Source organism: Ralstonia sp. SA306 (genome assembly GCF_054792405.1).
The window spans coordinates 2,174,296-2,186,794 of the sequence record NZ_CP096451.1 but is presented as its reverse complement, the minus strand read 5'-3'; the positions used below and the strand labels follow the sequence as shown (position 1 = coordinate 2,186,794).

Annotated in this window: 12 protein-coding genes and 1 tRNA gene; 4 read left to right on the top strand and 9 right to left on the bottom strand. The window is 65.8% G+C overall.

Annotated elements, in window-relative coordinates; all coding sequences use genetic code 11:
* Positions 1 to 53 precede the first annotated feature (53 nt).
* Complete coding sequence (gene tcdA / locus M1D44_RS10440; RefSeq protein WP_024976323.1) at positions 54 to 959, top strand: tRNA cyclic N6-threonylcarbamoyladenosine(37) synthase TcdA; 906 nt, start codon at positions 54 to 56, stop codon at positions 957 to 959.
* Here tcdA and M1D44_RS10435 read toward each other — a convergent pair.
* From M1D44_RS10435 to trxA, 4 genes are all read right to left on the bottom strand, one after another.
* Entirely contained in the window at positions 927 to 1,295 is a 369-nt protein-coding gene (locus M1D44_RS10435; RefSeq protein ID WP_024976322.1) for a thioredoxin family protein, read from the bottom strand. The two genes, tcdA and M1D44_RS10435, sit on opposite strands and share 33 nt — an antisense overlap.
* Positions 1,296 to 1,392: 97 nt before the next feature.
* Complete coding sequence (locus M1D44_RS10430; protein WP_316853268.1) at positions 1,393 to 1,809, bottom strand: bacteriohemerythrin; 417 nt, start codon at positions 1,807 to 1,809, stop codon at positions 1,393 to 1,395.
* Positions 1,810 to 1,890: 81 nt separating this feature from the next.
* Positions 1,891 to 2,556: a DsbA family protein gene (locus tag M1D44_RS10425; RefSeq protein WP_316853269.1), complete on the bottom strand. Its 666-nt coding sequence runs from the start codon at positions 2,554 to 2,556 to the stop codon at positions 1,891 to 1,893.
* A gap of 9 nt (positions 2,557 to 2,565) precedes the next feature.
* Positions 2,566 to 3,411, bottom strand: coding sequence for a thioredoxin (gene trxA, locus M1D44_RS10420; RefSeq protein ID WP_439004477.1), 846 nt, complete (start codon positions 3,409 to 3,411; stop codon positions 2,566 to 2,568).
* A 210-nt stretch (positions 3,412 to 3,621) separates the two neighbouring features.
* Here trxA and M1D44_RS10415 point away from each other — a divergent pair, with 210 nt between their 5' ends.
* Positions 3,622 to 5,328 (top strand): long-chain fatty acid--CoA ligase, encoded by a 1,707-nt coding sequence (locus M1D44_RS10415; protein WP_316853271.1) that lies wholly within the window; start codon positions 3,622 to 3,624, stop codon positions 5,326 to 5,328.
* Between the two features lie 28 nt (positions 5,329 to 5,356).
* On the opposite strand, the gene M1D44_RS10410 is transcribed toward M1D44_RS10415, so the two are convergent.
* From M1D44_RS10410 to M1D44_RS10390, 5 genes are all read right to left on the bottom strand, one after another.
* A complete protein-coding gene (locus tag M1D44_RS10410; RefSeq protein WP_024976317.1) occupies positions 5,357 to 6,151 on the bottom strand; it encodes an ankyrin repeat domain-containing protein in 795 nt (264 codons plus the stop codon).
* A gap of 11 nt (positions 6,152 to 6,162) precedes the next feature.
* Positions 6,163 to 6,903, bottom strand: a complete 741-nt coding sequence (locus M1D44_RS10405) for a gamma-glutamylcyclotransferase (protein ID WP_316853272.1) — start codon at positions 6,901 to 6,903, stop codon at positions 6,163 to 6,165.
* 135 nt (positions 6,904 to 7,038) lie between these two features.
* Positions 7,039 to 7,114: transfer RNA gene (locus M1D44_RS10400), tRNA-Cys, on the bottom strand.
* 64 nt (positions 7,115 to 7,178) lie between these two features.
* Positions 7,179 to 7,532, bottom strand: a complete 354-nt coding sequence (locus M1D44_RS10395) for an FKBP-type peptidyl-prolyl cis-trans isomerase (protein WP_112185486.1) — start codon at positions 7,530 to 7,532, stop codon at positions 7,179 to 7,181.
* Between the two features lie 42 nt (positions 7,533 to 7,574).
* Positions 7,575 to 8,126 (bottom strand): YaeQ family protein, encoded by a 552-nt coding sequence (locus M1D44_RS10390; RefSeq protein ID WP_024976314.1) that lies wholly within the window; start codon positions 8,124 to 8,126, stop codon positions 7,575 to 7,577.
* A gap of 170 nt (positions 8,127 to 8,296) precedes the next feature.
* Between M1D44_RS10390 and M1D44_RS10385 the strand changes: the two genes are divergently transcribed.
* Together M1D44_RS10385 and M1D44_RS10380 are read left to right on the top strand one after the other, a co-directional pair.
* Positions 8,297 to 11,158, top strand: a complete 2,862-nt coding sequence (locus tag M1D44_RS10385; RefSeq protein ID WP_316853273.1) for a DUF2339 domain-containing protein — start codon at positions 8,297 to 8,299, stop codon at positions 11,156 to 11,158.
* Positions 11,155 to 12,477: a DUF3999 domain-containing protein gene (locus M1D44_RS10380; protein WP_316853274.1), complete on the top strand. Its 1,323-nt coding sequence runs from the start codon at positions 11,155 to 11,157 to the stop codon at positions 12,475 to 12,477. Before M1D44_RS10385 ends, M1D44_RS10380 begins: the two co-directional genes overlap by 4 nt.
* Positions 12,478 to 12,499 lie beyond the last annotated feature (22 nt).

Sequence of the window (12,499 nt, the reverse complement as noted above, 5' to 3'; positions counted from 1 at the left end):
TGCGACTGCGCACGTTGATATATAGTTCGGCGCAACCACGATTCAATTGTGTCATGAGCCAAGTAGCAATCAGCGCGCCAGCGCACCCGCCCGTCCTCGATGATGAATACGCACGCCGGTTTGGCGGTGTTGCCCGGTTGTACGGTCCGCAGGCGCTGGAGCGGTTTGCGGCGGCGCACGTGTGCGTGATCGGCATCGGCGGCGTGGGTTCGTGGGTGGCCGAGGCGGCGGCGCGCTGCGGTGTGGGCAAGTTCACCCTGATCGACCTCGATCACATCGCGGTGTCCAACACCAACCGGCAGATTCACGCGCTGGGCGATGCGTATGGCATGGCCAAGGTCGACGCCATGGCCGAGCGCATCCTGCAGATCAATCCGCGCGCCGAGATCAGCCGCATCGATGATTTCGTGACGGTCGAGAACGTCGAAACACTGCTTGGCCATCCGTTCGATTACGTGATCGACGCGATCGATGCGGTGAAGGTGAAGACGGCCATCATCGCGTTCTGCAAACGCACCGGCAAACGCGTGGTGACGTGCGGCGCTGCAGGCGGGCAACTGGACCCGACGCGCATTCGCGTGACGGACCTCTCGCGCACGATTCAAGATCCGCTGCTCGCCAAGGTGCGCGGCAACCTCCGCCGCCAGCATGGCTTTCCGAAAAACCCGAAGTCACGTTTCGGCATCGATGCCGTCTTCTCGGACGAGCCGCTGCGCTATCCCGAACCCGAGCAGCAGGCGTGCGCCGTCGAGTTGCCGGTCGAGTCGAGCCACGCCGGCATCGACGACCTTGCAGCGGCTGGGGATATTGCCGTGGTCAACGCGCCGCCCGCTCCGCAGCCTGCGCAGCAGGGGCCGCAAGGCCTGGCATGCGCGGGCTTTGGCTCGTCCGTTTGCGTGACGGCGGTGTTCGGGATGGTGGCCGCGTCAACGGCGCTGCGTGCGATCGCCGGTGTCTGACGGCGTGCTGCTTGATCGAGGGATGACCTGATCAAGCTTCTCGCGGATGGCGTCGGCATACACGCCCGACCATCCGTCGCGTGGCTGGCTGTTGGCAAAGACCACAAAACCAGGCATGACCGACACGCCGTATCGATCAGCGGTGTGCTGGTTCTCGTCGAAATCCATGGTGACGAATGTGGCGCGTCCGGCGTAGCTCGATTCCATCTGTTCGAGGCTGGCCACGGCGGACTGGCTTGGGTGGCTCCACTCCGCGGCAAAGCACACCACCACCGGGCTGCGTTGCGAGGCGTCGATCACATCGGATTGAAACGAGGCTTCGTTGACGATCTTCATGGGCGCTCCCAGGGTGGAGTGGACGCCCGCGCAACGAAGGCCAGCGGGCAGGGCCACTTTGACTCTAGGCAGCAGACCGCCGGTCGACAACCCGGGTTCAGCCGACGTGTTCGATGTTGCGCACCGCGCTGCCCATTTGCGCCAGGTACGTCGTCATCATGCGGTCCATCACGTCCACATGCTGGGCAAACCACTCTGGCAATTCCGCCACCAGCCGCCGGCCCAGATCCATCTCGCCGGCGGCGGCGCGCTTGCGCACCTCGCGGCACAGCGCCAGCACGTTGTCGTGCTCACCGCGGTGGCAGTGGCGCGGGGGGAAGTCCGCGGCGTCCATCCACGCGTTTTCTTCACCGAAATGGTGCTCGGTGTGGTCGATGAAGGCGTCGAGCGCGGGAATGAACTCGGCGTCCGAAGCATCTGCAATGGCGTTGAGCAGCGTGCAGAATTCGGCGTGGTTGGCGTCGGTGGCGGCGTCTCCTAGTTGGAGCGCCTCGGACCATTCGATCACGGGCATGGCAGGCTGAAGAATTGGATGGGCGAGGCGGTCAGCTTAAGCGACGGCCACCTCACCACAGTTTGACGTCGGGCAAACGTGTTAGCCGGCGTCCGGTGCGGGATGCTGCTGAAGCACTTCTACCGCCCGCGTGTATAGCGCCACCGACGTCGCATAGCCACGCCCGATCTGATACAGCGTACCGCCCAGTTCGGCCAGCAAGCTGGGAAAGCCGGTGATGCCCCAGCGGCGCGACAGTCGGAAGTCTTCGCGCGTTTCGTCGCGTAACGTGTCCGTGTCGAACACGGCATCGAAGTGTGCCGCCTCAACGCCATTGGCGAGTGCAACGTCGCGCAGCACGTCGGCTTGTGTGGTGTCGCGGCCTTCGGCGTAGAAGGCGTGCTGGATGGCATGGAAGACGGTGAGCACGCGTTCGTCGTCCTCGGCCCAGTGCTCGCGCGCCATGACGACGGCGCGGCAGGCGGGTTCGGTGTCGTAGACGAAGCCATTGCGGCGTATGGCCGCCTCGGGCGACTGGTCGAACGGCATGCCGCTGCGTTCGGCCACGGCATGCCAGTGGTGCAGGATTTCGTCGCGCTTGTCTGCAGCCATCGGTTCGCGTTGGCCGGGGCGCAGGCCGCCGGTGATGAGCGTGACGGGCACCGGCGCGCCGAGGGTGTCGGCCAGCCGCTTGCGCAGGTCAGCCAACTGCGGGCCGAAACCGTAGCACCAGGAGCACATCGGATCGGCTACGTAGATCAGTCGCATGACGGCTCCTCAATTCAGTTTGGACGCCAGCTGCCGGCGCCAGTGCGATACCGCCTGCGGTGCGTCGCGCATCATGTCGAATACCGAGACCATCGTCTTGCGGGCGAGGTCGTCACGGAATGTGCGATCCCGCTCAACGATGGCGAGCAATTGCTCCAAGGCCGCTTCGTAATCCTGGCCGGCGATGTACTGTTGCGCCAGATCGAGCCGCGCCTGCAGATTGCCGGGCTCCGCTTCCACGACCGTGCGCAGGGCGCCGGCATCGGGCAGCGTATCGGCCCGTTCGGTGGCCTTCAGCCGCGTTTCCAGCGGGGCATAGCGTTCGTCCTGCGGCGCCTTGGGGGAGAGCAGTGCAAATTCGCCCTGCGAGGCATGCACGTCGCCGCTGTCCAGCAACAGGTTCACCAGTTCAAAGCGGGCGGCATCGAAGCCCGGGTCGAATGCCAGTGCGTTCTGGAACGCTTCGCGCGCGTGGGCGGTTTCACCGGCTTGGCTCGCGGCCAGCCCTTCGCGATAGGCGACTTCTGCGGGTTGCGGAATCACGCGGTCCAGAAACGCCCGCAATTGCGCTTCGGGCAAGACGCCGACGAACTGGTCGACCGGTTTGCCATCCACGAACGCCACCACATACGGGATGCTGCGCACGTGGAACTGGGCGGAAAGCTCGGGGTTTTCGTCCGAGTTGATCTTGGCGAGCTTCCATTTGCCGGCGTACTCGGCCTCCAGCTTCTCCAGCATCGGACCCAATGTGCGGCACGGACCGCACCATGGCGCCCAGAAATCAACCAGCACCGGGACCTGGCGAGAGGTTTCGATCACTTCTTGCGCGAAATTCTGCGAGGTGATGTCGCTCATCGTCGGGATTCTCCTGAGGGGCAATGGCGCCGGCATACGCACCGGCGAGAGGTATCGTGCATTTTACTTGGGGGTGGAGCAGACCGTTTCCAGGCGATCTGCCCGCCTTTTGTCCGCCGCAATAACGTATGTCAGGGCAACGGTTGAAAATAGAACGATCGTTCGGATACCATCCGGTAAAAACAACACACAGATTCACGGAGACATGGCATGACACGACCGCACTTCCAGTTCTGGCCCCGACGTTTGCCGCACAACATCAGCTCGCCGCAAACGAGCCTTTGGTACAACCTGGAAGTGTCTGCCCGACGCTATCCGGACAAGGACGCGATCATCTTCTACGGTCGCCACACCACCTTCCGTGAGCTGCACGACGATGCGGTGGCCGTGGCTGGCTGGCTGCAGCAGGTGGCGGGGGTCCAGAAGGGCGACCGCGTGCTGCTCTATATGCAGAACTGTCCGCAGTTCATGGCCGCGTATTACGGCATCCTGCGCGCTGATGCGGTGGTCGTGCCGGTCAATCCGATGAACCGGCCGGAAGAATTCAAGCATTACATCACCGATGCGGGCGCCGCTACGGTCATCTGCAGCGCAGATCTGGCCGTCAACGTGACCACGGCCAACGCCGAGCTGCCGGAGGCGCAACGCACCAAGCACCTGCTGGTCACGTCGTACGCCGATGCGCTGCCGGCCCAGTACGAATATCCCGAAGATGCCCCCCCCGCGTGGATTACCGCGCAGCATACGACGCAGCCCGGCGCCGTGGCATGGAACGATGCGCTCGCACAGCGCCTCGTGCCGGGCCCGCACACCGCTGGGCCGGACGACTTGGCGGTGATGCCGTATACATCGGGCACCACGGGCTTTCCGAAGGGCTGCATGCACCCGCATCGCACGGTCATGCACAACGTGGTGGGCGGTTCGATGTGGTCGAGTTCGACCAAGGAAGGCGTGAGTCTGTCGATCATCCCGCTGTTCCACGTGACCGGCATGCAGTACGGCATGAACGCACCGATCTACATGGGCTCCACGGTCGTGATGTTGCCCCGCTGGGACCGCGAGGTGGCAGGACGGCTGATCTCGCGCTACAAGATCACGCATTGGACGAACATTCCGACCATGGTGATCGACTTCCTGGCGAGCCCGCAGCTGGCGGAGTTCGACCTGTCGAGCCTGGCCTACATCGGCGGCGGTGGCGCGGCGATGCCGCAGGCTGTGGCCGAGCGGTTGCTGAAGGATTTCAACCTCGCGTACCAGGAAGGCTACGGCCTGTCGGAAACGATCGCGCCTACGCACAGCAATCCGGCGGATCGGGCCAAGCAGCAATGCCTGGGCATTCCCGTGTTCAACACCGACGCTCGCATCGTCGATCCGCAGACGCTGCAGGAGCTGCCGATTGGCGAGGTGGGTGAAATCATCGTCAGCGGCCCGCAGGTCTTCCTGGGTTACTGGGGCAAGCCGCAGGCCAGTGCCGAAGTCTTCATCGAGTTCGAAGGTAAGCGCTTCTTCCGCACGGGCGACCTCGGCAGGATGGACGAAGATGGCTACTTTTTCCTCACCGATCGCCTGAAACGCATGATCAATGCGTCGGGCTTCAAGGTCTGGCCGGCCGAGGTGGAGAGCCTGCTGTACAAGCACCCCGACGTGCAGGAGGCCTGCATCATCGGCACGCGCGATGCGTATCGCGGCGAGTCGGTCAAAGCGGTGGTGGTGCTCAAGGCCCACGCCAAGGGCAAGACCACCGAAGAGGACATCATCAACTGGGCGCGCGACAACATGGCCGCCTACAAGTACCCGCGCGTGGTGGAGTTTGTGGATGCGCTGCCCAAGTCCGGCACGGGCAAGGTGATGTGGCGCACGTTGCAGGAGCAGGAAAACGCAAGGAACGAAGTGGCCGCGAAACCGGCCGCGGCATAACGAGAAAGGGGCCTCAGTGGCCCCTTTTTCAATGTCCGCGCGCCTTGAACAAGAGTGCGCCGATCCCGTGGAAGCCACGCTGACGCGCATGCCGCATCGGCGTGACGCCCCCGCGGTCGGCCAGGTTGGGGTCGGCGCCGCCGTCGAGCAGGAGCTGCACGGTCTTCTCGTATTTGTCGCTGCCATCGCCCAGGGCCACGGCTTCGATCAGCGCGGTCAGGCCCAGGTTGTTGGTGGCATCGGGCGGTACGCCGGCCTTCACGAGTTCGTTGACGACTTCGACGTAGCCACGGCGCGCAGCCGGGATGAGGGCAGTATCGCCATCAGCGTTGGTGGCGCGCAGGTTGGCGCCGTGCGACAGGGCCAGGCGTACCGTTTCCGCATCGCCCTGGATGGCAGCGAGCAGGAAGGCGCTGTTCTGCGTGTTGTCCTGCAGGTTGACGTCGGCACCGGCCTGGATGAGCAAGCGTGCTGCCGCACCCATGTGCGCCATGACGGCGGCGATGAGGGCCGTGCGGCCCTCGGCATCACGCGCCTTGAGGCTGGCGCCTTCGGCCAGCAACGACTGGATGGCCATCGTGTTTCCGGCCTGCGCGGCGAGGATCAGGTCGCGGTCACGCGTGGCGGGGTCGCTGCGGCGGGTGGGGCGGGCGTCGGCCGGGCGTGCCGCGCCGGGTGCCACTTTGGCGCTCGCGTTGGCTGCCACATGCAGGACCGGCAGATGTTGCTCCTGCCACGCATTGGCCATGTCGCCCACGGCCAGTGCCATCCCCAGCATGACGCCGATGAGCTGGTTGATCGCGGGGCGCGGAGCGATGAGCATGGCGGGCGGGTTCAGGCGCTGAGATAGGGATCGGGAAGCGGCGCGGCGTCGGTTGCGTCCGTTGTCGCGCAGGGGGCGTTTGCCGCGTCGGTGGCCTGCAGGCGTGACCACAGGCGGTCCAGATACGGATCGTGCAGCCCATTGCTGGCCAGGCCGATCAGCGTGCGCTGTAGGTATTCGCGTGCCGGCCCGTACAGCCCGACCGCCTCGCGCAGGCAGCCGACCACGCGCTCGTCGGGCAGACGGCCGGCATAGGCCTCATGCGCGCGGTTCATGACGAAAGCCAGCGCCATGACGCGTCGGCCATTGATTTCGGTGGGCAGCCAGCGGGGGAGGTACGCGCCGGTCAGCATCTCGCGGCGCCAGAGCACGCGGAATTCGTGCTCCGCATGGTCGCGCGGTACGCGGAAGGCCACGCCTCGGCAGCTGCCGCCACGGTCCAGACCGAGCACGAGCCCGGGGTTGTCCCAAGTGCCGCGATTGATACGGGAGTAGAGATAGAAGCCACGGTGATAGCCATGCACCGTGGCGCGGGCGGCCTCGGTGTGGAAGATCATCGGGTTCCAGATGAGCGAGCCGTAGCCGAACACCCAGGCGTCCTGGCATTCGCCGTGCGCGGCCGACAACCGCGCGAGCGTCGATGCAAGCGACGCTTCCAGCGCAGCCTCGGTCAGCAACGACGACGCGACGGGCGAATCACCCAGGGCGGCGCGCAACCGGTTCTGTTCGAGATCCTCTCGGGTGACGGCCATGTCGCAAGCATAGAGCAATCGTTACGAGTGGTCACGCGGGCGGACGGCCGATGGCCCGGAAACGGGGCGTTGCGATGCTCGGGGGCGTTTGACTATGGCGCGGCCGCAACGGTGGAGGATGCGCAGCCGGAAAACTGGAGGCGGGGGATCGGAATTGAACCGTCTTATACGGCTTTGCAAGCCGCAGCATTGACCACTCTGCCACCCCGCCGGGGGAGGCGGCTTGCGATGCACCGCGTGGCACATCGCAAGCCGGGGCGGATTCTAGCGCAGGATCAAACTTCCAGCAGATCGACCTCAAAAAGCAACGTTGCGTTCGGGGGAATCACGCCGCCTGCGCCGCGTGCGCCGTAGCCCAGGGCCGCCGGAATGATCAGCTTGCGCGTGCCGCCGACCTTCATGCCTTGAACGCCTTCGTCCCAGCCCTTGATGACCATGCCGCCACCCAGGTGGAAGGCGAAGGGGTCGTTACGGTCCTTGCTGGAGTCGAATTTCTTGCCGGCCTGGCCGTTGTCGTACAACCAGCCGGTGTAGTGCACGGTGACGTATTTGCCGGCCGTGGCTTCAGCGCCGTCGCCGACGACGACATCCTCGTATTGCAGGCCGCTTGCGGTGGTTTCGATGGTCATGATGAGCCTCGTGGAGTGGCGTGGGTGATGAGGGGAAAGGGCTCAGGCGGCGTCCGCGGCCTTGAGCGTTTCGATCTGGACGTGGACGTTGTCGGCGTCGTTGGCGATCCAGATGTCGCCGTCCTGGATGGTGACTTGCAGACGCATGGTGCGTTCCACCATGGCGGCTAGCGCGGCCACGGTGTCCGCCGCAACTTCGTACACCGACACGTTGGCAAAGCGCGTGATCTTGGTCTCGATTTGTTGCCACCACACGCGGCTTGCGTTGCCGCTATATGTATAGACGGCGACTTGTTCGGCGCGGTTGCTGGCCTTGCGGATGCGGGTGTCGTCGGGGTTGCCGAGGTCGATCCACAGTTCGATGGCGTCGGTCAGGTCGCGCTGCCAGAGTTCGGGTTCGTCGGGCTCGGACAGGCCACGCGTGAAGGCAAGCGTTTCGCTGGCGTGGCGAGCGAAGGCGAGCACGCGCACCATCATGCGTTCGTCGTTTTCGCTGGGGTGGCGGGCGACGGTCAACGCGTGATTGGCGTAGTAGTGGCGATCCATGTCGGCGATCTGCAGATCGACCTTGTAGATCGTGGATTTCAGGGCCATGCGGGTGGTCGGTGGATGGGCCGTTTTTGGCAAAGCGCGCATTGTCGCACGGGCCGGTGAAGCTGACGGATTGGCCTGGCGCATTCCCAACGGCGGCGGTTTGCGGTATATGAGCGGTGCGTGCGCTATTCGGCGCATATTTTTCCTATCCAAACAGGACAATCAGAACGATGCGTTGGATATTCGGAATCGTGGGTCTGTTGCTCGGAGGCCTGTCGGGGGGCGTCGTCGGGGCGTTCTTTGGGGCGTTGATCGGTCTGGGACTGGCATCGCTGATTTTGTACATGGACAAGCGGGGCAGCGCGCAGTGGGCAAATCCGCCCGACGCGCCGGGCGCAACCGGCGCTGCGCAGAGCCATGCGCCCGCGCAGGCTGCCGTGTCGCCACCGCCTGCCACGCTGCAGGAACGAGTGGCGCAGCTTGAGCACGAGGTTTCGCTCCTGCGCCGGCAGATGGCTGAAATCAAAGGTGGAACGTTTGCAGCGCCCGCCAACGTGGAGGCCGCTGCCGTTGAGGCGCCGTCGATCGTGGCCGAGGCGTTGCCACCGGTGGAGACGCCTGCCGTACCTGCGTCGACACCGCAGGTGGTGGCTGCGCAGCCAATGCCTCAGCCTGTTCCCCAGCCCGCGCCGGTCTTGGCGCCGCACGAGCCCGATTGGGTCGAGCGCGCCGTCGGCGCTGCCCGCGACTGGCTGCTGGGCGGCAACAGCGTGGTGCGGGTCGGCATCCTGATCCTGTTCTTCGGTGTGGCGTTCCTGCTCAAGTACGCGGCGGACAACAGCCTGCTGCCCGTCGAATTCCGGCTGGCGGGTGTGGCGGTCGGGGCAATTGCGTTGCTGGGCATCGGCTGGCACCTGCGTGAGAAGCGTCCGGGCTATGCGCTCGTGCTGCAGGGCGGCGGGGTCGGCGTGCTGTATCTGACGGTATTTGCCGCCACGCGCGTGGTGCCACTGCTCAGCCCCGGAATGGCGTTTCCGCTGCTGGTGCTCATCTGCGCGCTGGCCGCCGGGCTGGCCGTCAAGCAGAACGCGCCAGCGCTGGCCTTTACGGGCAGTGCGGGCGGCTTCCTCGCGCCGATCCTGATCTCGACGGGCCAAGGCAGCCACGTGGCGCTGTTCAGCTATTACGCGCTGCTCAATGCGGGCATCTTCGCCATTGCGTGGTTCCGGGCGTGGCGGGCGCTGAATCTGCTGGGCTTCGTCTTTACGTTCGGCATTGCCACGGCGTGGGGCGTGCTGCGCTATCAGCCGTCGTTGCTGGCGAGCACCGAACCGTTCCTGATCCTCTTCTTCCTGATGTATGTGGGCATTGCGCTGCTGACCGCGCTGCGCCGTCATATCAGCCTGACGAACTACGTTGACGGCACGCTGGTGTTCGGCACGCCGTTGGTGGCGATGGGGTTGCAGGCGGGGCTGGTGCACCACATTCCGTTTGCGATGGCGTGGAGCGCCACCGCGCTGGCCGCGTTCTATCTGGCAATTGCGGGCTGGCTTGCGCCCAGGCGCGCGAACCTTGGCCTCCTGTACGAGGCGATGTTCGCGCTGGGCGTGATCTTCATCACGCTGGCGATTCCGCTGGCCTTCGACGGGCGCACCACCAGTGCGGTGTGGGCGCTGGAAGGGGCCGCCGTGGTATGGCTGGGCGTGCGCCAGCAACGTCGGCTGGCGCTGGCGGCGGGCCTGCTCCTGCAGCTCGCGGCGGGCGCAGCATTCGCCGTGGACGCGGTATTCGATTGGGCGCCGCAGAACGGCTGGGCCGTGCTCAACAGCCGCTATATCGGCGGGGTATTGATTGCGCTGGCGGGCGCGTTCAGCGGCTGGCGCCTGCATGGCAAGGCGGAGGCGCGTGTATGGCTGAAGGCGGCGCCGGTGCTTGGCATCGTCGCGTCGGTGTGGGGCTTGCTGTGGTGGCTCGGCAGCGGCAGCAACGAGATCGACCGCTGGGCCTGGCGCTTCGCCAGCAAGACAGTCGACCGGCCCGACATTCCGCTGTATGCGGCCTTCGCCGTGCTGACGGCGTGGGCTGCGCACGGCCTGCGTCGCAAGCTCGATTGGGCGCTGGCCGAATGGCCTGCGCTGGCGTTGTCGCCGGTGCTCGCGTTGGTTTCGCTGGCTGCGATCGAGCACTGGGTGCCGTCACCTCTGGCCGGCTGGGGCGGGCTGGTGTGGATTGCGGCTGTGGTGCTGACCTTCGTGCTGTTGCGCCGCCAGGAGCGCGACGTGAAGGACACCATCCTCGCGCCGCTGCATACTGTGCTGTTCTGGCTGATCTGCGGCGTACTCGCGACGGAAGGCTACTGGCGCCTCGATGCCTACGTGCCCGAGGGCACCTGGAGCTTCGCCGCCTGGGCCTATGCCTACGGCGCGTTGCTTGCACTGCTGGCGGGCGCAGGCTGGCGCATCCGCTGGCCCATCGCCCGCTTCGAACGCGCCTACCTGCTATGGGGTGCCGCGCCGCTGGCTGCCCTGCTGTGGCTGTGGAGCCTGGCGAGCGCCGCCAGCGATGGCAATGCCGCGCCGCTGTTCTACCTGCCGATTCTCAATCCGCTGGACGTCGCGCAACTGCTGGTCTTCTTCGCCATCGCATTGTGGATGCGCCGCGTGGCGCTGCAGAAGCTTGTGCCTGAGCCGATGGTGATCGGCTACGCCATCGGCGCGACGCTGTTCATCTGGGCCAACGCGGTGCTGCTGCGCACGCTGCACCATTGGGCGCACGTGCCGTACACGCTGGACGATCTGGGCGCCTCAATGCTGGTGCAGGCGTCGCTGTCGATGTTCTGGACGGTGCTGGCGTTGGCCGTGATGGTGTTTGCCACGCGGCGCGCCAGCCGCGCGCTGTGGTTCACCGGTGGGGCGCTGCTGGGCGTGACGGTGGTCAAGCTGTTCCTGTTCGATCTGTCGCGCGTCACGGGTGTCGAGCGCATCGTGTCATTCATCGGTATTGGCGTGCTGCTGTTGCTGATCGGCTATCTGTCGCCGTTGCCGCCGAAGCCCAAAACCAGCGCCCAAGCTGAAACCGGGGAGGTTCTGTGAAGAAGGTTGTTCTTGCGATGGCTGCGGCATCGCTGTTGTCTGCGCCGGCCTGGGCCGAGCGCTTTGCGTTGACCGGCACGCCCGGCGCCCCGTACTACGCCGTCACGCTCAGCGAAGACGTCTACGCCCATGCGCACGAGGCCAGCCTGGCTGATCTGCGCATCCTCAATGGCGACGGCGAGCCCGTGCCGTTCACCATCGATATCCCGCGCGATCCGGCGCCACAGGCTCGCACATTGCAGGACGTGCACTGGTTCGCCACGCCCATCGACGATGTGCAGAAACCGGGTGCCGCTGGTGTCGTGCTCGGTACCGATGGCGTGCTGCGCGCAACGGGCGTCCAGCTATCTCAGGCGTCTGTCCGTGCGTGGGTGGTCGACCTCAGCCAGCTTCGTGACACGGTGACGGCGCTGATCGTTGCGCTGCCCGCTGCGGAATTCCAGAGCGGCGTGAGCGTGCAGGCCAGCGATGACTTGCAGCACTGGAGCCCCGTCGCCCAGGCCACGCTGTTCCGCCTGTCCAATCAGGGCAGCACGCTGGTGCAGGATCGCATCGAGTTCACGGGGCTACGGGCGAAATACTTGCGCCTGACGTGGCAAGGCAAGCCGCCTGTGCCGGATGCGGTGCGTGCGGAGCTGGCCGCCGGTGCGCCGGTGGCGCTTGCGGATAACGCCATCCAGTGGCGCTCAGGTCTGGCGCCAGTGCAAACGCCCGCCGCCGGCGATTACTACTTCGATATCGGCGGCGTGTTCCCGGTCGAACGCGTGAAGATCCACCTGCCGCAAGCCAACACCGTCGCGCAGGCGACGCTGTATGCGCGTGCGGATGCCCAGGCGCCCTGGCGGCTGGTGACCTCTGCGCGCCTGTTCCGGCTGGCGGGGGCCGACGGGAAGGGGGGGCAGGAAAACGCGGCCATCACAGTGCCCGCCACGGGGGAGCGCTATTGGCGTCTGCAGGTCGACACGCGCAGCGGTGGCCTGGGTGCCGGCGCGCCGCAGTTGGCGATCGGCTGGCGTCCGGCCACGGTCACCTATGCGGCGCGCGGTAATGTGCCGTTCATGCTGGCGGTGGCGGAAGTGGCGCGCGGCAATCCGGTCGCACGGGCGGATTTGCTCGCGGGTGCGTCGCCTGCCATTGCGCAGGCACAACTTGGCGCGATGAGCGATTCGCCTGCCGACGCGCTGACGGCAGAGCCCCCGGGCGGCCGCAAGCGCCAGTGGGTTCTGTGGGGCGCGCTGTTGGCGGCGGTGGCGGTGCTGGGCGGCATGGCCTGGCGGTTGTTCCGCGCGCCGGCCGTACCGCCGGATGCATCGACGTAATCGACCTTGCTCAAAAGAAAAC